This window comes from Cobetia sp. MM1IDA2H-1, assembly GCF_002916775.2.
GTDB classification, from domain to species: domain Bacteria; phylum Pseudomonadota; class Gammaproteobacteria; order Pseudomonadales; family Halomonadaceae; genus Cobetia; species Cobetia marina.
The window spans coordinates 3,927,217-3,949,337 of the sequence record NZ_CM133225.1 but is presented as its reverse complement, the minus strand read 5'-3'; the positions used below and the strand labels follow the sequence as shown (position 1 = coordinate 3,949,337).

The 22,121-nt window shown below is 62.6% G+C and carries 21 protein-coding genes and 1 tRNA gene; 18 read left to right on the top strand and 4 right to left on the bottom strand.

The annotated features are described in order from the left end of the window. Positions 1–52 precede the first annotated feature (52 nt). The gene (locus tag BOH68_RS16570; protein WP_077373409.1) at positions 53–910 is read right to left on the bottom strand and encodes a TlpA disulfide reductase family protein; all 858 of its coding nucleotides are present in this window, start codon (positions 908–910) and stop codon (positions 53–55) included. Between the two features lie 177 nt (positions 911–1,087). Here BOH68_RS16570 and BOH68_RS16565 point away from each other — a divergent pair, with 177 nt between their 5' ends. Beyond that, positions 1,088–1,348, top strand: a complete 261-nt coding sequence (locus BOH68_RS16565; RefSeq protein WP_077373412.1) for a hypothetical protein — start codon at positions 1,088–1,090, stop codon at positions 1,346–1,348. Positions 1,349–1,362: 14 nt separating this feature from the next. Here BOH68_RS16565 and BOH68_RS16560 read toward each other — a convergent pair whose 3' ends face one another. The 3 genes from BOH68_RS16560 to ispB form a co-directional block, all read right to left on the bottom strand. Then, positions 1,363–1,593: a hypothetical protein gene (locus BOH68_RS16560; protein ID WP_077373415.1), complete on the bottom strand. Its 231-nt coding sequence runs from the start codon at positions 1,591–1,593 to the stop codon at positions 1,363–1,365. A 122-nt stretch (positions 1,594–1,715) separates the two neighbouring features. Beyond that, positions 1,716–1,792 (bottom strand) — tRNA-Pro (locus BOH68_RS16555). Positions 1,793–1,993: 201 nt separating this feature from the next. Then, positions 1,994–2,983 (bottom strand): octaprenyl diphosphate synthase, encoded by a 990-nt coding sequence (ispB, locus tag BOH68_RS16550; protein WP_077373509.1) that lies wholly within the window; start codon positions 2,981–2,983, stop codon positions 1,994–1,996. Between the two features lie 283 nt (positions 2,984–3,266). Between ispB and rplU the strand changes: the two genes are divergently transcribed. From rplU to BOH68_RS16465, 17 genes are all read left to right on the top strand, one after another. Continuing rightward, positions 3,267–3,578, top strand: coding sequence for a 50S ribosomal protein L21 (gene rplU, locus BOH68_RS16545; protein ID WP_065392479.1), 312 nt, complete (start codon positions 3,267–3,269; stop codon positions 3,576–3,578). A gap of 33 nt (positions 3,579–3,611) precedes the next feature. Then, the gene (rpmA, locus tag BOH68_RS16540; protein ID WP_043335969.1) at positions 3,612–3,869 is read left to right on the top strand and encodes a 50S ribosomal protein L27; all 258 of its coding nucleotides are present in this window, start codon (positions 3,612–3,614) and stop codon (positions 3,867–3,869) included. 125 nt (positions 3,870–3,994) lie between these two features. Further along, entirely contained in the window at positions 3,995–5,191 is a 1,197-nt protein-coding gene (gene cgtA / locus BOH68_RS16535; protein ID WP_077373417.1) for an Obg family GTPase CgtA, read from the top strand. A 261-nt stretch (positions 5,192–5,452) separates the two neighbouring features. Beyond that, positions 5,453–6,583: a glutamate 5-kinase gene (gene proB / locus BOH68_RS16530; protein ID WP_077373512.1), complete on the top strand. Its 1,131-nt coding sequence runs from the start codon at positions 5,453–5,455 to the stop codon at positions 6,581–6,583. Between the two features lie 264 nt (positions 6,584–6,847). Then, positions 6,848–7,114 carry a 30S ribosomal protein S20 gene (rpsT, locus tag BOH68_RS16525; RefSeq protein ID WP_077373420.1) on the top strand — a complete coding sequence of 89 codons (267 nt, stop codon included), beginning with the start codon at positions 6,848–6,850 and terminating at the stop codon, positions 7,112–7,114. A gap of 226 nt (positions 7,115–7,340) precedes the next feature. Next, positions 7,341–8,885, top strand: coding sequence for a murein biosynthesis integral membrane protein MurJ (murJ, locus tag BOH68_RS16520; protein WP_371861107.1), 1,545 nt, complete (start codon positions 7,341–7,343; stop codon positions 8,883–8,885). A gap of 123 nt (positions 8,886–9,008) precedes the next feature. Continuing rightward, the gene (gene ribF / locus BOH68_RS16515) at positions 9,009–10,139 is read left to right on the top strand and encodes a bifunctional riboflavin kinase/FAD synthetase (protein WP_077373426.1); all 1,131 of its coding nucleotides are present in this window, start codon (positions 9,009–9,011) and stop codon (positions 10,137–10,139) included. A gap of 11 nt (positions 10,140–10,150) precedes the next feature. Then, positions 10,151–12,982 (top strand): isoleucine--tRNA ligase, encoded by a 2,832-nt coding sequence (ileS, locus tag BOH68_RS16510; RefSeq protein ID WP_077373429.1) that lies wholly within the window; start codon positions 10,151–10,153, stop codon positions 12,980–12,982. A gap of 141 nt (positions 12,983–13,123) precedes the next feature. Further along, on the top strand, positions 13,124–13,651 hold the full coding sequence (gene lspA / locus BOH68_RS16505) for a signal peptidase II (protein WP_240499635.1): 528 nt from the start codon (positions 13,124–13,126) through the stop codon (positions 13,649–13,651). Positions 13,652–13,671: 20 nt separating this feature from the next. Further along, complete coding sequence (gene fkpB / locus BOH68_RS16500) at positions 13,672–14,115, top strand: FKBP-type peptidyl-prolyl cis-trans isomerase (RefSeq protein ID WP_077373432.1); 444 nt, start codon at positions 13,672–13,674, stop codon at positions 14,113–14,115. Between the two features lie 58 nt (positions 14,116–14,173). Next, positions 14,174–15,142 carry a 4-hydroxy-3-methylbut-2-enyl diphosphate reductase gene (ispH, locus tag BOH68_RS16495; RefSeq protein WP_077373435.1) on the top strand — a complete coding sequence of 323 codons (969 nt, stop codon included), beginning with the start codon at positions 14,174–14,176 and terminating at the stop codon, positions 15,140–15,142. 330 nt (positions 15,143–15,472) lie between these two features. Further along, complete coding sequence (locus BOH68_RS16490) at positions 15,473–15,844, top strand: type IV pilin protein (RefSeq protein ID WP_127736627.1); 372 nt, start codon at positions 15,473–15,475, stop codon at positions 15,842–15,844. 92 nt (positions 15,845–15,936) lie between these two features. Further along, positions 15,937–16,437 carry a GspH/FimT family pseudopilin gene (locus BOH68_RS16485; RefSeq protein WP_077373519.1) on the top strand — a complete coding sequence of 167 codons (501 nt, stop codon included), beginning with the start codon at positions 15,937–15,939 and terminating at the stop codon, positions 16,435–16,437. Next, positions 16,434–16,934 carry a type IV pilus modification protein PilV gene (gene pilV / locus BOH68_RS16480; protein WP_077373441.1) on the top strand — a complete coding sequence of 167 codons (501 nt, stop codon included), beginning with the start codon at positions 16,434–16,436 and terminating at the stop codon, positions 16,932–16,934. Before BOH68_RS16485 ends, pilV begins: the two co-directional genes overlap by 4 nt. Continuing rightward, complete coding sequence (locus tag BOH68_RS16475) at positions 16,931–17,908, top strand: PilW family protein (protein ID WP_167592954.1); 978 nt, start codon at positions 16,931–16,933, stop codon at positions 17,906–17,908. The genes pilV and BOH68_RS16475 overlap by 4 nt, the downstream gene beginning before the upstream one ends. Beyond that, positions 17,908–18,486: a pilus assembly PilX family protein gene (locus BOH68_RS16470; RefSeq protein WP_139345424.1), complete on the top strand. Its 579-nt coding sequence runs from the start codon at positions 17,908–17,910 to the stop codon at positions 18,484–18,486. The genes BOH68_RS16475 and BOH68_RS16470 overlap by 1 nt, the downstream gene beginning before the upstream one ends. A 13-nt stretch (positions 18,487–18,499) precedes the next feature. Continuing rightward, positions 18,500–22,114 carry a pilus assembly protein gene (locus tag BOH68_RS16465; protein ID WP_170877366.1) on the top strand — a complete coding sequence of 1,205 codons (3,615 nt, stop codon included), beginning with the start codon at positions 18,500–18,502 and terminating at the stop codon, positions 22,112–22,114. The last annotated feature ends 7 nt before the right edge of the window (positions 22,115–22,121 follow it).

Here is a 22,121-nt window from a genome sequence, read left to right as displayed (position 1 = left end):
TGGTGCACCCATGGCATGAGGCCTTCTCTCATGATTTGGGGGAGGGTGTCCGTCACGATCCAGACGGGGGCATCAGCGCCTGCAGCTGGGCGCGGCTCAGCTCGCCGATGTGGCGTTCGATCAGGCGGCCTTCGCCATCGAATATCAGGGTGGCAGGCAGGCCCTGTGCGTCGGCGAGCCCCATCAGCTGCATGGCGGGGTCCAGCAGGGCGTATTCCAGCGTGAGTCGCTCACTCTTGAGGAAACGAGTGACCGCGAGCGCCTGTTCGCCCTGATTGGCCAGCACCACGGTGACATCCGGCCGGGCGTTCACCTCGGCCAGCAGCGGCATCTCCCGGCGGCAGGGCGGGCACCAGGTAGCCCACAGATTGACGATCACGCGCTGATTGCGGACCTCATCCAGCGATACCGGGCGGCGATCCAGATGATGCAGGGTGATCGACGGCATGCGCTCGATGGAAGGCGTGCTGCCCAGCGGGTCGAGCTGCTTGAGGCCGAGGAAAGCGGTCAGGCCCAGAGTCAGACTGCCTAGCGCGATGACCTGGCGAATCACGCCATGCCGGCGCAACAGCCACAGGCTGGCCAGGGTCGCGGCCAGCATGCCGCCGAGCAGGTGGTAGCCCGGTTGCCACAGCTTGAGAATATCCAGCGGTGTCTGCTGATAACTTGCCCAGTGCAGGGCGACGTAAGTGAGGCGCGCACCGATCACCCAGCTGACCAGCATGCGATTGAACCAGCGCGAGGGGCTCAGCGGTGAAGAGTCGTGAGCGGGCGCGGTCGTGCCCCTGGCGTGCATGCGCGCCAGTAGACGAATCAGCAGCGAGAACTCGATCAGCATCACCAGGGCTGCCACGAAGGCATAGAGGCGTTCGACGGAAATCAGGGCAGGGCCCAGAGCGATGGCATCCATGCGGTTATCCTTTGGCGGTGTCCGGGAAGGGGCATTCGGGTCAGCACTACCTGTCGAGCGGCGCTTGGCCGGCGCTGCAGTCGTGAGGCTCGAGTATGCGATAATCGACGGACTTCGACATCCACGCCTCGCGCGCTGAGCATTGCTCTGGCGCCGAGGACGCTCCAGGATATCCCCATGCTTTCACATCATTATGACCGTAGCCGTGCGATCGCCGTTGCCAGTCAGGCCGCCGGCCTTATCGCCATCGTCGCGCTGGAAACCTGGCTGGGGGATGCCGCCCGCCCGTGGCAGGGGCTGGTGTTCGCCCTGATGCTTGCCTGTGGACTAGGGCTGGCGCTGCGCAGTTACTACCTCAAGCAAAAGGCCCGCCGCGACCGAGAACGTGCTGGTCGCGAGCGGGCCCGCAAGGCGAGTGACACCTGGATGTCCGATTGACGCAGGTGAGCGACTCAGTAGCTCTGCAGTCGGTAGCCTTCACGCTCCATGCAGTACTTCAGCAGCGTCTGTTTCTCGTTGTCTGACTTGTCCGTCAGGCCAAGTTCGTACTGGCAGCCGGCCCAGGTGTTGTGAGCCTCCGTGCTGTTGGCACCGGGCTTCTCCCATTGGGTACGGGTGGAGGCGCAGGCGGAGAGCAGGGAGGTGAGCAGCAGGGACAGCATGGCAAGGCGCAGTGTGTGCATGTGGCATCCTGAGGGATGTAAGGCGTTGGAGGGGAGTTCGTCACTGGGCAGCATGAGCCGCAGGGAAACCTTCCAGCATCAAAAAAGCCGCTGATCAGTGATCAGCGGCTTTTTCAGATATCTGGTCGGAGTAGCAGGATTCGAACCTACGACCTCTGCCTCCCGAAGGCAGCGCTCTACCAAGCTGAGCTATACTCCGATGCGTCGTGAGCTTGTCTCGACGGAGGTGAATTATACGCAGACAGCTTTGCTTTGCAAGCCCTTGAGGTCAAAAAGTTTTATCGATGTCTCAAGAGGCAATTCGGCTGTCGAGAAGCGCGCTTCTCTTCACCTCATCCTGCCGGTACTTCTCGTCACGTTTTCCTGCTGGTGGTCTGTCTCCCCGTGGCTGAAAGGGGGATCAGGCCTGACGGCCGACACTCAACAGCGCGATGCGTTCGAGGCTGTCGCGGAAGTCACTCTCCGGCAGCGCCTCGAGTTCCGCCAGGGCGTTGTCGGCCATTTCCTGCGCGCGACTGCGGGTATAGTCGAGGCCGCCGGTGAGGCGCACGACTTCCAGTACCTCGTCGAGTTGCTCCAGTCCACCCTTCTCGATGGCGCCACGTACCAGGCTGGCCTGCGCCGGGCTTCCGACCTGCATGGCGCGAATCAACGGCAGGGTCGGCTTGCCCTCGGCCAGGTCATCACCGACATTCTTGCCCATGGTCTCGGCGTCGCCCTGATAGTCGAGCAGGTCATCGATGAGCTGGAAGGCGAGGCCCAGGTAGCGGCCATAGTTCTGCAACGCGCTGACCTGTGCCGCCGTGACGCTGCCATCCGCTTCCTGGGCGAGTATCGCCCCGGCATGCGCGGCTGCCTCGAACAGCATGGCGGTCTTGCCGTGGATGGTCTCGAAGTAGGCGGCTTCATCGATGTCGGCATTGCCGATGTTGGTCAACTGCAGGACCTCGCCTTCGGCGATGGTGCAGGTGGCGGCGGAGAGAATCGCCATCACGTCCATCGAGCCGACCTCCACCATCATCTGGAAAGAGCGGGAATAGAGGAAGTCACCGACCAGCACGGAGGGCGCGTTGCCCCAGGTGTCATTGGCGGTGGAGCGACCGCGACGCAGACTGGACTCGTCGACGACATCATCGTGCAGCAGTGTCGAGGTGTGCATGAACTCGATCAGTGCGGCCAGGTTGATGTGGCGATCACCCTGATAGCCGAGTGCGCGGGCTGCCAGCAGCACCAGGACCGGGCGCAGGCGCTTGCCACCACTCTGGATGATGTACTGACCGATGGTCTGGACCAGCGGCACGCGCGACTCGAGCTGCGCGAGAATGGTGCGGTCTACGGCGGCGAAGTCATCTGCCACTGCCGCGTGAAGGGTCGATGCGTCGGCTTGCATGAGGTCGTCGTGCCCGTAGCGAGAGGTGAGGCCGCCGTGGCGTGCCATTTGCCGGTTATGCTATGGGGCACCCCTATGGCCGTCAAGGCGTGCACCCGCGCAGGGATGCAGGCTGGCGGCGGGTCGGACGTGTGCATCTTGACATTGCTTGTCGATCGCGGCACGCGGCGCTATAATACGCGGCCGTGACTCATCCCGCTCCCTGTCAGATGGCTCCAAAAGGGGCGCCACTCGCAGCAGGCCACCCAAGAGCACACCCTTGATGAGTTCGATGGAGAGAATCATGTACGCAGTTATCAAGAGCGGTGGCAAGCAGTACCGCGTTCAGGAAGGCCAGACCCTGAAGCTCGAGAAGCTTGAAGTCGCCACTGGCGAAACTATCCAGTTCGACGAAGTCCTGATGGTCGCTGAAGGCGACGACATCAAGGTCGGCGCTCCGCTGGTTGAAGGTGCCAAGGTTGCTGCCGAGGTCGTGTCTCACGGCCGTGGCGACAAGGTCACCATCATCAAGTTCCGTCGCCGGAAGCACTCCATGCGTCGTGCGGGCCACCGTCAGTGGTTCACCGAAGTCAAGATCACTGGTATCTCTGCGTAATTGCAGCGCTACCCACCATAGGAGAATTATCCAATGGCACATAAGAAGGCGGCGGGCTCTACCCGCAACGGTCGCGATTCTGAATCCAAGCGCCTTGGTGTGAAGCTGTTCGGTGGCCAAGCGGCTATCGCCGGCAACATCATCGTGCGTCAGCGCGGCACCCGTTTCCACGCCGGTACTGGCGTTGGCATCGGCAAGGACCACACTCTCTTCGCTCTGGCCGACGGCCACGTGAAGTTCGAGACCAAGGGTCCGAAGAACCGCAAGTTCGTCAGCATCGTTTCTGCCTGAAACGTCTGACAGCTTACGCAGACTGGACGATGCCCCGGTATCGTATGACGGTCTGCAAGGAAGCCCCGCTCAGGCGGGGCTTTTTTGTCGCATGACGGCCCGGGTCGTCGTCAGGAGAGAGCAGCATGCAGTTCCTTGATGAAGCGTCGATCATTGTCGAGGCCGGACGTGGCGGCAATGGTTGCCTGAGTTTTCGCCGTGAGAAATATGTGCCGCGTGGTGGCCCCGATGGGGGTGACGGCGGGCACGGCGGCAGTGTGTACCTGATCGGGGATGATTCCCTCAATACCCTGATCGACTTCAAGTTCCAGCGCTATTACCAGGCCGAGAGCGGTGACGCCGGCCAGGGCCGTCAGATGGCGGGCAAGGCGGGTGAGGACCTGATCGTCAAGGTGCCGGTCGGCACCACCGTGATCGACGAGGAAACCCTCGAGATCATCGGTGACGTGACGGAAATCGGCCAGCTGGTGCTGGTTGCGCAGGGTGGGCGTCGTGGTCTGGGCAACATCCACTTCAAGTCCTCCACCAATCGCGCGCCGCGCCAGACCTCCAAGGGCACCTGGGGTGAGCGTCGCAACCTGCGCCTCGAGATGAAGGTGATGGCGGATGTCGGCCTGCTGGGCATGCCGAATGCCGGCAAGTCGACGCTGATTCGCGCCGTCTCCGCGGCCAAGCCCAAGGTCGCCAACTACCCCTTCACCACGCTGGTGCCGAACCTTGGCGTCGTGAAGATCGGTAGCCACCAGCACTTCGTGATGGCCGACATTCCCGGCCTGATCGAAGGGGCGGCGGATGGCGCCGGCCTGGGGCTGCGCTTCCTCAAGCACCTGACGCGCACGCGCCTGTTGCTGCATGTGGTGGATATCGCGCCCTTCGACGAGAGCGACCCGGTCCATGCGGTCGAGGCGATTCTCAATGAGCTCAAGAACTTCTCCTCGGCACTCACGGAGCTGCCGCGCTGGCTGGTGATCAACAAGATCGATCTGCTGGCGGAAGAGGATCGCGAGGCGATGGTCAAGGACCTCGTCGAGCGTCTGGGCTGGGAAGGTGAGCTGTTCGTCGTCTCCGCGGCCAGTGGTATCGGCACTCAGGAGCTGGTGCAGGCCGCACACCGCTGGCTGGGCGAGCAACGCCTGCAGCTGGCGGAAGATCCGGAAGCTGCCGAGGCGCATGCCGCCCTGCTGGCGCGCATGGAGAACGAGTCGCTGGAGCGCGCTGAAGAGCGCCTGACACGTCGCAAGCGCAAGAAGGATGACGAAGAAGAGGACGATGACGACTTCAATGACGACGATTACGACGTCGAGGTCGAATACGCGCCCTGAGGTCGAGGTTCGTCCGGTGGCTGCCCTGCGAGGCAGTCACTGAGTGACGAGCGACCCGCTTCGCGATTCACGCCCCGCCCCGAGCCTTCTGGTCTCGCGGCGGGGCGTTTTCGTTGCAGGTGCCGCTCGAGGGTGATGACAGCAGCGGGGCGGGAGCGGACAATGACGCGACGGGGCAGTCACAGCCTGCCGAGCGGGGCGGGAGACCACATGACAGGAGATAGTGCGGTGGCGGAGCAGAAGGTGGCGGAAGTGGCGGAGATGGGCAGTCGGGTCGGACGTGAGGCATTGGCCAGGGCGCGGCGCGTGGTGGTCAAGATCGGCAGTGCGCTGCTGACCGACGACGGCCGCGGGCTGGACGATGCCGGCATCGGGCGTTGGGTCGACCAGATCGCGGCACTGCATGCGCGTGGCATCGAGGTGATCGTGGTGTCTTCCGGCGCGATCGCCGTCGGCATGTCCCGGCTTGGCTGGACGGCGCGACCCAGTGGCGTGCATGAGCTGCAGGCCGCGGCGGCGGTCGGCCAGAATGGCCTGACCCAGTGCTATGAAGAGCATTTCCATCGTCACGGCCTGACCACCGCCCAGATTCTGCTGACCCACGACGATCTCTCCAATCGCAAGCGTTACCTGAATGCACGCTCGGCGCTGCGCACCCTGGTGGAGCTGCGCGTGGTGCCGGTGATCAACGAGAATGACACTGTCGTCACCGACGAGATTCGCTTCGGTGACAACGATACGCTCGGCGCGCTGGTCGCCAATCTGCTGGAAGCCGATGCCCTGTTGCTGCTCACCGATCAGGAAGGGCTGTACGACGCCGACCCGCGCCATGATCCGGCGGCCAGGCTGATCGAGGAAGCGCAGGCCGATGACCCGATGCTGGTCAAGGTCGCCGGTGGCGGCGGGGTGCTGGGGCGTGGCGGCATGGCCACCAAGGTGCGGGCGGCGCGCCTGGCAGCCCGCAGTGGCGCGCTGACGGTGATTGCCTCCGGCCGCCAGCCTGACGTGATCACGCGCCTAGCCGCTGGCGAGCGCTTCGGTACCCTGCTGCTGCCCGAGCATGCGCCGATCGCGGCGCGCAAGCGCTGGATCGCCGGGCAACTGCAGGTGCGGGGCACCCTGACGCTGGATGCCGGTGCCGTCAGCGTGCTGACCACGCGTGGTTCCAGCCTGCTGCCGGTGGGCGTGAAGAAGATCGAGGGAGCCTTCAAGCGCGGTGACCTGGTGCAGTGTGTCGATGAATCCGGCGCGCGGATCGCCAAGGGGCTGGTCAACTATTCCGCGGTCGACGCCGAGCGCATCCTGGGGCTGCCGAGTCATCAGATCGAGGCTGCGCTGGGCTATATTGAGGCGCCGGAGCTGATCCATCGCGACAACCTCATCGTGCTGTAGGGCGCATGAGGCCTGCCGATGCGGGCCTCATGCTGGCAGTCATCCGTCTGGCCATGCTAGACTCTGCCGTCCTGTCGGGAGCTGGTCCGCTCCGATGGCGAAGGCTTGGCGGGGCTTCCACGTCAAGTCGCTGATTTCTCTATGGTCTTCACGTCAAGTGTCGAAAGCGAGAGATGACCGGACCCGCTGTCGCCTCGCGACAACGTCTTCCAAATTCAAGTTCATGAGTACGCGCCTACGGGTGGACTCATAAGGAGCATCAAAGTGGCAAACTCCAAGCAAGCTCGCAAGCGCGCTCGTCAGGCTGAAGTCCGTCGTCAGCACAACTCCGCACAGCGTTCCGCCGTGCGTACCAGCGTCAAGAACGTGCTGAAGGCCGTCAAGACTGGTGACCACGCTGCTTCCATGGCCGCTTTCAATGTCGCGCAGAAGGTCCTCGACCGTTACGCCGACAAGGACATCCTGTCCAAGAAGAAGGCCGCTCGCGTCAAGAGCCGTCTGAACGCACGCGTCAAGGCACTGGCTGTCTGAGACGTGTTCGCGTGAAAAAACCGGCTTCGGCCGGTTTTTTTGTGTCTGTCTATCGTGTTGGATGGCATCGGTATCGGATCAGGGAAGTGAAAGGGGTGTCAGGGTGAGCAAGCCGCAGGATGAGTCGCCCAGAGGCGATCAGGATGTCGGGAAGGAGTCGGGTCGCCAGGCCGTGCAGACTGGCTCTCAGGCGACGGCTCAGGCAGAGACCAGCAGTGGAGACAGCCTGCCGGTGCGTGCGGGACTGCTGCGCTCCGGGCTGATCGTCAGCGTGATGACGATGCTGTCGCGGGTGCTGGGGCTGGCGCGAGACGTGATCATCGCCAGTCTGCTGGGGGCAGGCAGCGGGGCGGATGCCTTCTTCGTGGCCTTCAAGATCCCCAACTTCATGCGTCGTCTGTTCGCCGAGGGGGCCTTCAATCAGGCCTTCATTCCGGTGCTGTCCGAGTATGCGACCCGGCGCACGCGGGAAGAGGTCCGCGAGTTGCTGGATGCCGTCAGTGGCAGTCTCGGCGTCATCCTGGCGCTGATCACGGCGCTGGCGATGCTGTGCGCGCCCTGGCTGGTGTGGGTCTTCGCGCCGGGGTTCGGTGACGATGCCGGCAAGCTGGCGCTGACCGGTGACATGCTGCGCCTGACCTTTCCCTATCTGCTGCTGATCTCGCTGACCGCCTTCGCCGGCAGCGTGCTCAATACCTGGAACCGCTTCGCGGTGCCGGCCATCACCCCGGTGCTGCTCAACCTGAGCCTGATCGGCGCGGCGCTGTTGCTGGCACCGCGTTTCGAGACACCCGCCATGGCGCTGGCCTGGGGCGTGTTGATCGCCGGTGGCGTGCAGCTGCTGTTCCAGGTGCCGTTCCTGCTGCGTCTTGGCCTGATGCCCAAGCCATGGCCGAACTTCGCCCACGAAGGCGTGCGGCGCATCCTCAAGTTGATGACACCGGCGCTGTTCGGGGTCTCGGTCTCGCAGATCAACCTGCTGCTGGATACCGTGCTGGCCTCGTTTCTGGTCACCGGCAGCGTGTCGTGGCTCTATTACTCCGACCGGCTGGTCGAACTGCCGCTGGGCATCATCGGCATCGCCATCGGCACCGTGATTCTGCCGGCGCTCTCCAAGCGTCACGCGGAGCAGTCGCTGGAGCACTTCCAGAAGATGCTCGACTGGGCGCTGCGTTCGGTATTGTTGATCGGCGTGCCGGCGGCGCTGGCGCTGGGCGTGCTCGCGGAGCCGCTGCTGATCACGTTGTTCCACTATGGGGCGATGACGGACAATGATGTGGTGATGTCGGCCCAGAGCCTGCGGGCCTACAGCTTCGGGCTGCTGGCCTTCATGCTGATCAAGGTGCTGGCACCGGGCTTCTATGCGCGTCAGGACACGAAGACGCCGGTCAAGATCGGCATCATCGCGATGGTCGCCAACATGGCCTTCAACCTCGCGCTGATCGTGCCGCTGGCCCATGCGGGCCTGGCATTGGCCACGGCGCTGTCGGCCTTCCTGAATGCCGGGCTGTTGGCGCGTGGCCTGTATCGCGAGGGTGTGCTGCGCTTCCAGCCGGGCTGGGGGCGCTATTCGCTGACGCTGATCGGCGGTTGCGCCCTGATGGGCGGCGGCCTGCTGTGGCTGTCACCGGACTGGACCACCTGGCTCGGTTGGGGCCTTTGGGAGCGCTGTGCGATGATGGGGGCGCTGGTCGTCGGCGGTGTGCTGGTCTATGCACTGTGGTTGGGGCTTTGCGGCATACGTCCGCGCCACTTCCGCATGCAGGGCTGAGCCCCGACTCTCGATTCACATCTCGCGTTCCAGCAGTTTTCTCTCTGGTGGGGCAACGGTGGCTGTCAGCGCCGTGCCCCTTCGCTATAATCGACCACTTTCGGCGGCTTGTGTGATGCACGCATGGACTTGATCAGAGGACTCCACAATCTCGCCCGCCTGCGCAAGCAGGATGGCAGTCGCGGCTGCGTGGCCACCATCGGCAATTTCGATGGGGTGCACCTCGGCCACCAGGCGATTCTGGAGCAACTGCGCGAGCGCGCGGCGGCCTATGGGCTGCCGGCCACGGTGGTGGTGTTCGAGCCGCAGCCGCGCGAGTTCTTCGCGGGTGACAAGGCGCCGCCACGCCTGACGCGACTGGCGGAAAAGGTCCGCCTGCTGGGTAGCCACGGCGCCGAGCGCGTACTGTGCCTGCCCTTCAATGAGGCGCTGCGCTCATTGTCGGCCCGTGAATTCATCGAGCAGGTACTGATCGATGGTCTCGGCGTGCGCCACCTGGTGGTCGGCGACGACTTCCGCTTCGGCTGTGATCGTGCCGGTGACTTCGCGCTGCTGGAGCGCATCGGCGCCGCCGAGGGCTTCGCGGTGGAGCATACCCGCACCTTCGAGATCGCCGGTGAGCGTGTGTCCAGCACTCGCGTGCGCAAGGTACTGGCCGCGGGTGACATGGCATTGGCCGCCAGATTGCTGGGACGAGCCCATCACTGGCAGGGGCGCGTGGTCGCGGACCGTCAGCTGGGGCGTACCATCGGCGTGCCGACCGCCAATCTGCCGCTGCCGAATGCGCCGCTGGCGGTCTCCGGCGTCTACGCGGTGATGGCGCATCTGGCCGATGGCCGCGCCTGCCCGGCGGTAGCCAATATCGGCTGGCGCCCGACGGTCGGCACGCCGCGCCCGGTCCTTGAGGTTCACCTGCTGGACTTCGCGGAGGACCTCTATGGCCAGTCGATGCGTGTCAGCTTCTGTGCCTTCCTGCGTGGCGAGCAGCGCTTCGATGGCCTGGAAGCTCTCAAGGCCGCCATCTACGCCGATATCGCATTGGCACGCCGCTTCTTCGCACTGGCCGCAGGTGAGACGCCCGCCAGTGATGAGCAGGCATTGCTCGATTGCATGACCTCGATGGCTGACCTGCCGCTGGCCAGCCGTCCGCTGAGCGCACTGATGAATGCGCCGACGGCACCCTTACACGGCACTGCTGAGGTGTCTGATTCCACAGCTCGGGAAGCTCAGGCTTCCCGCCCCCACGACGGCTGACCCGAAAGGCTATGAGCGACTACAAGCACACTTTGAATCTGCCCGATACCGACTTCCCGATGCGCGGCAATCTCCCCAAGCGTGAGCCGGACCAACTGGCCCGCTGGAACGAGATTGACCTCTACGCGCGTCTGCGTGAAGCAGGCAAGGGCCGTCCGAGCTTCGTGCTCCACGACGGCCCTCCCTATGCCAACGGCAATATTCACATCGGTCACGCCGTCAACAAGATTCTCAAGGACATCATCGTCAAGTCCAAGACGATGGCGGGCTTCGATGCGCCTTACGTGCCGGGCTGGGACTGTCATGGTCTGCCCATCGAGCACAAGGTCGAGACCACCCACGGCAAGCATCTCGAGTCCGAGAAAGCCCGCCACCTGTGCCGCGAATACGCGGGCGTGCAGGTGGAAGGTCAGAAGCACGAGTTCATCCGTCTCGGCATCGTCGGTGACTGGGGTAACCCGTATCGCTCCATGGACTTCGCCAACGAAGCCGGCGAGATCCGTGCGCTGGCCGAGATGGTCAAGGGCGGTTATGTCTTCAAGGGCCTGAAGCCGGTCAACTGGTGCTTCGACTGTGGCTCTGCGCTTGCGGAAGCGGAAGTCGAATACGCCGACAAGACCTCTGACGCCATCGATGTCGCCTTCGCGGCAGACGACAGCGCGGCGCTGGCCAAGGCCTTCGGCCTCGAGTCACTGAGCAAGCCGGCGGCGATCGTGATCTGGACCACCACCCCGTGGACCATTCCGGCCAACCAGGCGCTCAACGTTCACCCGGACTTCGTCTACTCGCTGGTCGATACCGGCGAGCGCCTGCTGGTGCTCGCCGAGGAGCTGGTCGACGACAGCCTGGCGCGCTTCGGGCTGAGTGGCGAGACACTGGCGACCGTCAATGGCGCGGCACTGGAGAATCTCAACTTCCGCCACCCGATCTACGATCGTCTGTCGCCGGTCTATCTGGCCGACTACGTCGAGACCGGTGCCGGTACCGGTATCGTCCACTCCGCGCCGGCCTACGGCGAGGATGACTTCCACACCTGCCGTCGTTACGGCATGAGCTTCGACGAGATCGAGAGCCCGGTGCAGGGCAACGGCGTCTACGTGCCGGACCTGCCGGAATTCGGTGGTCAGTTCATCTGGAAGGCCAATCCGAACATCGTCGCGCGTCTGGAAGAACTCGGCGCGCTGATGGCGCACGAGAAGATCACCCACAGCTACATGCACTGCTGGCGCCACAAGACGCCGGTCATCTATCGCGCCACGGCCCAGTGGTTCGTCGGCATGGACATCGCCGGCACCGATGGCGTGACCCTGCGTGACAAGGCGCTGTCCGCCATCGAGGACACCACCTTCATCCCGGCCTGGGGCCAGGCGCGCCTGAAGAGCATGATCGCCAACCGCCCTGACTGGTGCATCTCGCGTCAGCGCAACTGGGGCGTGCCGATTCCGCTGTTCCTGCATCGCGCCACTGGCGAACTGCACCCTGACAGCGTCGCGCTGATGGAAGCGGTCGCGGATCGCGTCGCCGAGCACGGCATCGATGCCTGGTGGTCACTCGACAGCCAGGAGCTGCTGGGCGATGAGGCCGAGAACTACGAGAAGGTCACCGACACGCTGGACGTGTGGTTCGATTCCGGCACGACCCACTGGCATGTGCTGCGTGGCTCGCACCCGCATGGTCACGAGGAAGGTCCGCGTGCCGACCTGTATCTGGAAGGCTCCGACCAGCACCGTGGCTGGTTCCACTCGTCACTGCTGACCGGCTGTGCCATCGACGGCCACGCGCCCTACAAGGCACTGCTGACTCACGGTTTCACCGTCGATGCGCAGGGCCGCAAGATGTCCAAGTCAGTGGGCAACGTGGTCGCGCCGCAGCAGGTGATGGACAAGCTGGGTGCCGACATTCTGCGCCTGTGGGTGTCCTCCAATGACTATTCCGGTGAGATGGCCGTCTCGGACGAGATCCTCAAGCGGACTGCCGATGCCTATCGCCGCATTCGCAACACCTCGCGCTTCCTGCTGTCCAACCTGAACGGTTTCGAGCCCGAGCGTGATGCGCTGGCCTTCGACGACATGCTGGCGCTGGACCAGTGGGTGGTCGATCGTGCCGCCCAGCTGCAGGCACGTGTCGAGCTGGCCTACGAGGAATACCGCTTCCTCGATATCTATCAGCAGGTGCTGACCTTCTGCTCGCGTGAGCTGGGTGGCTTCTACCTGGATATCATCAAGGATCGCCAGTACACCACGCAGCCGAACTCGCGTGCGCGTCGCAGCTGTCAGACCGCGCTGTATCACGTGATCGAGGCACTGGCTCGCTGGATGGCACCGATCCTCTCCTTCACCGGAGAAGAGATCTACGCCAACATCCCGGGCCCGCGCAAGGACACCATCTTCCTCGAGACAGCCTATACCGGCCTGGCCACACTGGCGGATGATGCCGCGATGGGTCGTGACTTCTGGGAACAGGTGCTGCACGTCAAGCAGGCGGTCAACAAGACGCTGGAAGGTGCGCGCAATGCCGGTCTGGTCAAGAATGGCCTGGCGGCGGAAGTCACCCTCTACGTCAATGACGAGCTCAACGCACTGCTGGCAAGCCTCGGCGACGAGCTGCGCTTCGTGATGCTGACCAGCGGCGTGACCCTGGCGCCTCTCGATGCTGCGGGTGACGCAGAAGAGACCGAAGTGTCCGGCCTCAAGGTGGCGGTCAAGGTCAGCGAGAATGCCAAGTGCGAACGTTGCTGGCACCACCGTCCGGAAGTCGGCACCCTGCCGGAACATCCGACCCTGTGTGGCCGCTGCGTGACCAACCTGTCGGATGGCGAAGGCGAGACGCGTCACTTCGCGTGATCGCTGACGCGACCGCGGCATCGTTCAGCCTCCGCTGAGCGCTGATATCGAACGCCGGGCTCTGGCCCGGCGTTCGTGTCTTGCTGCCGACGGATTCATTTCATGCAGGGATGCCCATGGCATCCCCGACAGGAAGGTAACATGACGTCTTCTTCACAACCGCCTGCCAGTGAGGCCGGCTCGGCCGCCAGTGAGCCGATGCGTTCGCCGTTGCGCTGGCTGTGGCTGTCAGTGGTGATCGTGGTGCTGGACCTGACCACCAAGTGGTTGGCCAGCAGTTCTTTGATCTACGGTCAGGCCAACGAGGTGCTGCCGGTCTTCAATCTGACGCTGCTGCACAATACCGGCGCGGCCTTCAGTTTCCTGGCCGGTCATGACGGCTGGCAGCGCTGGCTGTTCGCCGGCATCGCCGTGGTGGCGGCCATCGGTCTGAGCATCTGGCTTGCGCGCCTCAAGCGTCACGAGACCTTCACGGCGCTGGGCATCGCGCTGGTACTGGGTGGCGCACTGGGCAATCTTTATGATCGTGTCGTGCATGGTTACGTGGTGGACTTCCTGTCCTTCCACTGGGGCAATGCCTTCTTCCCGGCCTTCAATGTGGCGGACGTCGCCATCAGCCTGGGAGCCGTGGCACTGATCATCGAATCCTTCCGTGGCCGCTCCGAGTGAGTGGCGCAAACGAGGTCAGCATGAGCGAATATCGTATCGCCGAAAACATGGAGGTCAGCCTCCATTTCCGTCTGCGTCTGGAAGACGGTACCGAAGTGGATTCCACCTTCGACAAGACGCCGGCCACCTTCCAGGTAGGCGATGGCAATCTGCCGCCGGGCTTCGAGCGGCCGATCATGGGCATGGCGGCAGGTGAGACCGGCAGCTTCACGGTCACGCCGGAGCATGCCTTCGGTCAGCACAATCCGCAGAATGTCCAGACCGTGGCGCGCAAGAGCTTCGATGACGAGATCGAGGTCGGCATGGTGATGTCCTTCGCCGAGCCGTCAGGCTCGGAGCTGCCGGGCATCATTCGCGAGATCGATGAGCGTGACGTCAAGGTCGACTTCAACCACCCGCTGGCCGGGCGTACCCTGACCTTCGAGGTCGAGGTGCTGTCCGTCTCCCCCGCGACCACGCACTGAGTCTTCTTTTCCAGGGGCGCCTCACACGTGTGCCCCTTGCCATCAAGCGGAGCCTGTCATGCAGATCAAGCTGGCCAACCCGCGCGGTTTCTGCGCCGGAGTGGATCGCGCCATCGATATCGTCAACGGGGCGCTCGACGTGTTCGGGCCGCCGATCTACGTGCGTCACGAGGTGGTGCACAATCGCTTCGTGGTCGACTCCCTCAAGGAGCGCGGCGCCATCTTCGTCGAGGAACTGCACGAAGTGCCGGATGACGTCATCGTCATCTTCTCGGCCCACGGTGTCTCGCGTGCGGTGCAGGAAGAGGCCGAGCGTCGCAACCTCAAGGTCTTCGATGCCACCTGTCCGCTGGTGACCAAGGTGCACATGGAAGTGCTGCGCTATGCGCGCAAGGGCCAGGATTGCGTGCTGATCGGCCATGAGGGTCACCCGGAAGTCGAGGGCACCATGGGTCGCTATGACACCTCCAAGGGTGGCACCATCCACTTGGTGGAGGACGAGTCCGATGTGGCGCGCCTGGAGGTCAAGGACCCGGATCAGCTGGCCTTCGTCACCCAGACCACACTGTCCATGGATGACACGGCGCGTGTGATCGATGCGCTGCGCGAACGCTTCCCGGCGATTCAAGGGCCGCGCAAGGACGATATCTGCTACGCGACCCAGAATCGTCAGGACGCCGTACGCATGCTGGCGGAAGCCTGCGATGTGGTGCTGGTGGTCGGCAGCCCCAACAGCTCCAACTCCAATCGCCTGCGCGAACTGGCCGAGCGCATGCAGACCCCGGCCTGGTTGATCGATGATGCCGAGCAGATCGAGGCCGCCTGGCTCGAGGGTATCGGCAGTATCGGGATCACGGCAGGCGCAAGTGCGCCCGAAGTGCTGGTGCAGGGCGTGATCGATCGCCTGATGGCACTGGGGGCTTCGGCGCCCGAGGAACTGGAAGGTCAGGAGGAGAATATCGTCTTCTCCATGCCCAAGGAGCTCAAGGAGCGCTTGATCGCCTCGGATCAGATTCGCGAGCTGTAACGCTCTGTAAGTCATTGGTCATCTGAAAGCCGCGACTCTGTCGCGGCTTTTTTCATGTCTGATCCGCAATATCTGGCTCTTTGTGAGTTATTGCGCATGTTCTCAATGCCCTGATCATTCCGGTGAGCGTTGATCTGGGCTGAGGATATATGAAAAAAAATGTAATGCTCAGTTACGAAAATGATACATAATGGAGGGTAAGCCACCTCTGGAGATATCGGCATGCCATGCCATCCCCTAGCCAAAAGCGTCATCGGTGCTCGTGCACGACGCGGGGCAGCGGGAGCGTGCGGGCCCAGAGGAGCACGAGGCTTCACGCTCATCGAAGTCATGATGGTGGTCGCGATCATCGGGATTCTGGCGGCGGTAGCAGTGCCATCCTATCTCGGGTACGTGGAGCGCAGCTGGCGTTCTCATGCTCAGCAGGCGCTGGGCCAGCAGGCCAGGCAGTTGCATGGCTTCTATGGACACGATTTCTCCGAGGCGCCGGTGCTGGAGGGTGAGTTGCCAGCCGATGGCGTCAGCAGTATCGAGGATGCCGGCGGCAATCTGCGTTACCTGATCTCCTATCGCAGCCTCACGCCGAGCACCTTCGTGTTGCAAGCCACTCCGCAGGGAGCACAGCTCAACGATGACTGCGGCATTCTGTGGATGGATGAGGTCATGAATACCGGCGCGGAAGGAGGAGGGCGGTGTTGGTGAAGTCTGCGAGACCATCCTCTCGACATCGGGTCGGGAGAGAACTGCCTTTCGCGTTGCATGAGAGGCCACGAGAGGCCGGGGAGCCTGACATCATGCGTCATTCACGCGGTTTCACGCTGATCGAGCTGGTGGTGACGGTGGCGATCATCGCCATCATCGCTGCCTGGGCGGTGCCTGCCTGGCAAGGGATGGTACAGCGCTCTCAGGTGGAGTCCGACGTTCGCGCCCTGACGCATGCCCTGGCGATGGCACGCAGTGCCGCGACCAGTCGCGGCACCATGGTCAGCGTCTGTCCCTATGCTCCGAGCGTTGCCACGCCGAATCCCACTGTCTGCGATGCGGACTGGTCGAATGGCTGGGTGGTGTATGAAGGCAGTGGGGCCAATTTCACGGCAGGGGATCGCATGTGGGTTCATCAGGGCAGCAACTCGGTGGCGCAATCCGGCGGTGCCAGTCGTATCACCTTCAACGATCGCGGCACACTCAACAGCGGCAACAGCACGCTGGTGTTCTGCGCAGCATCGGATTCCACTTCCGTGGTGGTGGCGCCTTCAGGGCGCGTGAGACTCGAGACGGGAGGTGATTGCTCATGACAAGGCGTAACCCTCCGAAGATCGCGACGGCGCATCGTCAGCGTGGCGTCGGTCTGATCGAGGCGCTGGTGGCCGTGCTGCTGCTTGGTGTCTCCTTGCTGGGGTTGGGGCTGCTGCAGGTGCAGACGTTGCAGCACCAGCGCGTCAGTTACAGCAATACGGTGGCACAGCTGCTGTCATTGGACATGGCCGAGCGCATCCGGGCCAATCTCGAAGCCATTGCGCAATACGATGGTGCCGATACGCAGGACCCACCGGACAATGGATGCTCGTCAGACTGCACGCCTGCTCAGTTGGCCAATCAGGATGTGATCGACTGGCGAACGGCCATCCAGGGTTCCACTCTGACCAGCGGTGTCGGCAACGTGACGGTAGACGAGCGCCTGGTCGGCGGTGCCGGTATCGGGGTGCATGACGTCAGTGTCCAGGTGCAATGGAGCGATACGCTCAATGGTGGAATGGATATCCAGGCATATCGCTTCGAGGTGGAGCCATGAACCCGCGTGTCTCTATCGCTGGCAAGAAGTTCTCTCGCTCTCCAGCCTCTCGCGCGCATCAGGCGGGGGTTGGCCTGGTCGAACTGATGATCAGTCTGGTGCTGGGGCTTCTCATCACGGCGATGGCGGTGCAGATGTTCTCGACGTCACGCAGTACCGTGAGTACCCAGGAAGCCCTGTCCTATCTTCAGGAGTCTGCGCGTTATGTCTCGTTCCGGCTTCAGCCCCTCATGCGCAATGTGGGCTACGCGGGGTGTGCCAACAGTCGTGATATCACCAATGCCAGTTCAGTGGATGACTCCCACGATCTCACGGCGCCCTTCGGTGGGCAGCAGCGTACCCAGCGCAGCCTCAGCTATTTCAATCTGACGTTCGTCGCCGCCAGCAAGGATGGCGATGAGACCACGCTCATCAGCAGCATGACCTCACTGGGCGGACCACTGAGCGTGCGCAATGGCAGTGAAGCGGCCTTCGTGACGGACGAGTTCGCGCTGGTCAGTGATTGCAACAGCACCGATGTCTTCAAGGTGTCGGGGACGACCCAGGGCAGTATCGAGACCAACGATACCCTGTCGCGTTCCTATGGCAGTTCACAGTCATCGAACGCCTATCTGTATCCGGTGCAGGCCTGGGAGCTCCGGCTGGATGATCAGGCCAATGACAGCTCGGTGCGTGCGCTGTATCTCGATCGCATCGATGCCACCTTTGCGCGCGAAGAGCTGGCCTCTGGCGTCGAGGGCTTCGATGTCAGCTTCAGTCTGGACACCACTGGCAACGGCAGTGTCGATCGGGTCAAGGTGCCTGCCGCCACGGTTCGCAGCGAAGACCGTTGGGATGAGGTGCGTCGCATCGAGATCGCCCTGACGCTCGAGAGCCTGCCAGGCGTGGTGCCGGGCGGAGATAACGATGGCCGTCTGACACGCACCTTCAATCTGACGTTCACGCCGCGCAATCTGCAACTGAGGGGCAGCTGATGCATACATCGCCGTCAACATCCGGGCCCTGTGCGGCAACGAGGGGGCCCGCGCATCAGCAAGGCATCGCGCTGCTGATCGTGCTGGTCATGCTGGTGGTGATCGGTCTGCTGGCCGTCACCGGCGTGGAGGACAGTCAGTTGCAGACCCGGATGGCCGTCAACAGCCGTAACTTCGAGCAGTCCTATTACAACGCCGAGACCAGCCTCAGCATCGGTGAGCGGGCGTTGCAGGAGGGTCTGGAGAATGGCGCCTGGGAACTGGGCGATTTCGTTGACTCGGCTGGGCTGATGCTGGCACTCCCTGAGGATGCGCCGCCGATCAACCCGCTCTCTGAAGCGGATTGGCAGGCCAATGGCATCGATACGCTGGATGATGATGACGGCGCGGTGATCGGGGCGTACGTGATCGAGTATCTGGGCAAGGTCGGTCAGCCCCCACTGAATACCAGCAACGAATTGAATGCGGTCGGTACGCGCCTGGATGCCTTCCGCGTCAGTGCAATGGGCCTGGGAGGCGGCAATGGCGCCTCCTGGACAGTGGTGCAAAGCGAGTTGGAACTGGGCCCTTACTTCTGAGAGGAGCATGAACATGCGTTATCTGCTGAGTGGTGCCCTATGCCTTTTCGCTCTGCCTTGCCTGGCGGCTCCCGGGGAAATCGCTCGTGCGCCAGTGACGGAAGCCACGGGTGTTCAGCCCAATATCCTGTTCATCCTTGATGATTCGGGCAGCATGGCCTGGGAGGATACGCTCAATCAGGGCGTCGAATACTGGGGCTATCAGCCCGCCTCGTCGGTGCTTGGAGACTCCGGGGTCTACTCGATCAGCAATTTTGGGACTGTCAGTCATCAATCCCAGACCAGCGTTGCCCGCGCCATTGGCTCGTGCAATGGCTTCAATGTCCTGGCCTACAATCCGGCCCTCACCTATGCCCCCTGGGCGGGCAAGGATCGCTTTGGAGCGGATTACCTCGACGCGACGCTCCTGACGGCGCGCGCGGATCCCTATGAGCCGACGACAACCGTCAATCTTACCGGGGTCTATTACATGCACTGGACGGACAATGACGGTGACGGCGAGTATGACTTCGAGGAGTGCGGGCTTTATCGAAGTGGCAATGGTCTTTATGTGGATACCACGCGTCAGACCTACATCAACCAGCAGTCCGCCGCGCAGAAGACCAACTTCGCCAACTGGTTCACCTATTACCGCGACCGCATGTCCGTTGCCAAGTCGGCCATGGCAGGCGTCATCGATACCAACGAGTCTCGGGTAGGCCTGCGTACCATCCAGGGGCGCAACAACCGCAACGTCGCGGACATGACCGATGCCGATGAACGTGACGACCTGATGGAAGAGCTGTTCACCGCTTATCCCTCCGGCGGGACACCACTGCGCACGGCCTTGAAGAATGCCGGCGAATACTTCGCCAGTACCGGGAACAATGCGCCCATCCTGAGTGCGGATGAAGGCGGCATGTGTCAGCAGAATTACGCGATCATGATGACTGATGGCTATTGGAATGGCTCAAGTCCCAGTGTCGGCAATGTCGATGGTGGCAGCGGTGATTACATCAGTGCCAGTCACCGTGACAGTTACTCCAACACCTTGGGTGACGTGGCGATGTATTACTATCGCACCGACCTGCGCACTGATCTGATCAATAGCGTTCCCACCGTGCCGGATGTGGATGAAAACCCGTCCCAGCACATGGTCACCTACACTGTCGGCTTCGGGGTGGATGGTTCCCTGACCGAGAACCCATCCGGTATCGATACCTCCTTCACCTGGCCTCAGCCGGTGTCCAATACCAATACCACCATTGATGATCTTCGCCATGCCGCCTGGAATGGACGCGGCGAGTATCTGAGTGCTGCCAACCCCCAGGCCCTGATCGATGCATTGAACAATATCGCCCAGTCAATCGCGGGGCGTGCTGCCAGCACCGGCAGTCTGGATATCAGCAGTGGTAGCCAGACCAGTGATGCCTATGTCATCCAGACGACCTATGACCCGGCCAACTGGGCGGGGGATGTGGTCGCACGCAAGATCGGCAGCGATGGCACCTTGAGCAGCACATCCGAATGGTCCGTCGCGGAGTGGTTGCGTGACGATGCCGGTCGCAGCAGCAGTCGCAAGGTGATCACCTATAATCCGGGGATTTCGGACGTCGACGAGAAGGCCTTCTTCTTTGATATCGAGGAGGCCGGCTCATTGGAGGCGGAACAGATTCTCGACCTCGTCGGTTTCCTGGACGAGACGCTGTTGACCGATGCCGTGCTGATCTCCGTGCGTGAAGCTGCAAACGGGGTCTCCGGGACTCTCGGCAACGGTCTGGGGCTCGGCCTGGGGAATGGCAATGGTCTGGCCAATGCCCTGGGGTTGACCGGCGGGCAGAGCGGCGTGCTGGAGCTGGTCGGTGATACCGTGACGCAGCTGACGGGGCAGATTCTGGATACGAGCGGGACCTTCCTCACGCTCAATGGGACACCGCTTGCCGTGAGAACGTCGGAGCTCGAGAATCTGATCGGCTATCTCAAGGGCGATGATACCTATGAAGGTACCTTGTTCCGTGATCGTGACGACAACTATCTCGGTGATATCGTCCACGCCTCGCCGGCCATCGTCGGCCCGCCTTCCGCCAGCTACCGCAATGACATGGAAGTGTCTTCGTACCGCTCCTTCAAGACCTTGCATGAAGATCGCCAGTCGATGATCTACATCGGTGCCAACGATGGCATGTTGCATGCCATCGACATGGAAAGCGGGGAAGAGAAATTCGCCTACATGCCATATGCCGCTTTCAGCATCGAGGGAGGGCGTGGCATTCGTCAGCTCGCTGATCAGAATTATGTTCACCAGTATTACGTCGATGCCACGCCTGTCGCGCGCGATGTCCACGTACAACTGGGAGAGGAAGACGCTCCCAGCTGGCATTCGGTCCTGGTGGGGGGGCTTGGCGCGGGTGGCAAGGCGGTCTACATGCTGGATATCACGGATCCCGAAGCCTTCGACACGCTGGGGGAGTCCAATGGCACCTCGCCGGCGGATATCGTGCAGTGGGAGTTCACCCACGAGGATCTCGGTTACACCTTCAGCGACATTCAGGTTGCTCGACTTGATGATGGCAAGTGGTACGCCATCTTCGGCAATGGCTACAACGCGGATAGTGACGGGCGTGCCAAACTGTTCATCGTGGACCTGGAGGACCCGGAAAACTTCGCGCTGCTGGATTCACAGCAGGGCAGCAATGCCGGGGGTTCCTGCACGTCAGCCAACAGCGACTGCAATGGCATGTCGAGCCCGGAGCTGGCGGACATCGATGCCGATGGCATTACCGATTGGGTCTACGCGGGTGATCTTCACGGCAACGTCTGGGTGTTCGACATGCGTGATTTCTCGTTGGATGACGTGGGGAGCGGCGAGACGTCGCGCCTGTTCCAGTCATGTGCGGTGGCTCTGAACAGCACGACATCGACCTGTCCGACGGCTTCGCGCCAGCCCATCACCTCGCGAGTGGCCGTGGCACGCAGCGGTGTCTTCAACAGTACCGTCGATACGCCGTACCTGAATGTCTATTGGGGGACGGGGCAACTGTTGACGCTGCAGGATGCCATCGACACCTCGACGCAGTCTTTCTATAGCGTATTGCACACGGGCGACACGACGCGCCGTTATCACGGACAGCTGGAAAAGCAGAGCTTCACGAACATCACCGGGGTCAGTGATGCACGTACCGTCACCGGTGTGGGTGTCGATTATGCCAATCAGAACAACAATGGCATCCAGTACGGGTGGTATGTGGAGCTTTCCGATTCCGGGGAGCGTCTGGTGACGATTCCGGCAGTACGTGGCGATCTGATCGTCTTCAATACCACGATCCCGGGCAGCAATGGCCCCTGTACCGGTGGTGCCAGCGGCTGGTTGAATGCCCTCAGCCTGCGCAATGGTCTGCAACCGGTCCGCAGCAACAACAGTGTCCAGCAGGTCTTTGACTACAATGGCGACGGCAAGGTGGATGCCAGCGACAACGTCAACAATCAGGTCGTGCTGTCGATAAAGACGGACGGGGAGCCCACCTCGCCCAAGTTCCTGGGAGATACCCAGTACGTCGGTCAGGGCGGTACCAATCAGGTGGTCGATATGGCCATGGACTTCGGGATCGATGGACTGGAAGGCCGTAGTGCCTGGTACCAGCTGCGCTAGGAGAGGG

Coding starts and splice junctions, on each gene's coding strand:
- BOH68_RS16570 (WP_077373409.1), bottom strand. CDS start 910: ATGGATGCCATCGCTCTGGGCCCTGCCCTGATTTCCGTCGAACGCCTC.
- BOH68_RS16565 (WP_077373412.1), top strand. CDS start 1,088: ATGCTTTCACATCATTATGACCGTAGCCGTGCGATCGCCGTTGCCAGT.
- BOH68_RS16560 (WP_077373415.1), bottom strand. CDS start 1,593: ATGCACACACTGCGCCTTGCCATGCTGTCCCTGCTGCTCACCTCCCTG.
- ispB (WP_077373509.1), bottom strand. CDS start 2,983: ATGCAAGCCGACGCATCGACCCTTCACGCGGCAGTGGCAGATGACTTC.
- rplU (WP_065392479.1), top strand. CDS start 3,267: ATGTACGCAGTTATCAAGAGCGGTGGCAAGCAGTACCGCGTTCAGGAA.
- rpmA (WP_043335969.1), top strand. CDS start 3,612: ATGGCACATAAGAAGGCGGCGGGCTCTACCCGCAACGGTCGCGATTCT.
- cgtA (WP_077373417.1), top strand. CDS start 3,995: ATGCAGTTCCTTGATGAAGCGTCGATCATTGTCGAGGCCGGACGTGGC.
- proB (WP_077373512.1), top strand. CDS start 5,453: ATGGGCAGTCGGGTCGGACGTGAGGCATTGGCCAGGGCGCGGCGCGTG.
- ribF (WP_077373426.1), top strand. CDS start 9,009: ATGGACTTGATCAGAGGACTCCACAATCTCGCCCGCCTGCGCAAGCAG.
- ileS (WP_077373429.1), top strand. CDS start 10,151: ATGAGCGACTACAAGCACACTTTGAATCTGCCCGATACCGACTTCCCG.
- lspA (WP_240499635.1), top strand. CDS start 13,124: ATGACGTCTTCTTCACAACCGCCTGCCAGTGAGGCCGGCTCGGCCGCC.
- fkpB (WP_077373432.1), top strand. CDS start 13,672: ATGAGCGAATATCGTATCGCCGAAAACATGGAGGTCAGCCTCCATTTC.
- ispH (WP_077373435.1), top strand. CDS start 14,174: ATGCAGATCAAGCTGGCCAACCCGCGCGGTTTCTGCGCCGGAGTGGAT.
- BOH68_RS16490 (WP_127736627.1), top strand. CDS start 15,473: ATGATGGTGGTCGCGATCATCGGGATTCTGGCGGCGGTAGCAGTGCCA.
- BOH68_RS16485 (WP_077373519.1), top strand. CDS start 15,937: ATGCGTCATTCACGCGGTTTCACGCTGATCGAGCTGGTGGTGACGGTG.
- pilV (WP_077373441.1), top strand. CDS start 16,434: ATGACAAGGCGTAACCCTCCGAAGATCGCGACGGCGCATCGTCAGCGT.
- BOH68_RS16475 (WP_167592954.1), top strand. CDS start 16,931: ATGAACCCGCGTGTCTCTATCGCTGGCAAGAAGTTCTCTCGCTCTCCA.
- BOH68_RS16470 (WP_139345424.1), top strand. CDS start 17,908: ATGCATACATCGCCGTCAACATCCGGGCCCTGTGCGGCAACGAGGGGG.
- BOH68_RS16465 (WP_170877366.1), top strand. CDS start 18,500: ATGCGTTATCTGCTGAGTGGTGCCCTATGCCTTTTCGCTCTGCCTTGC.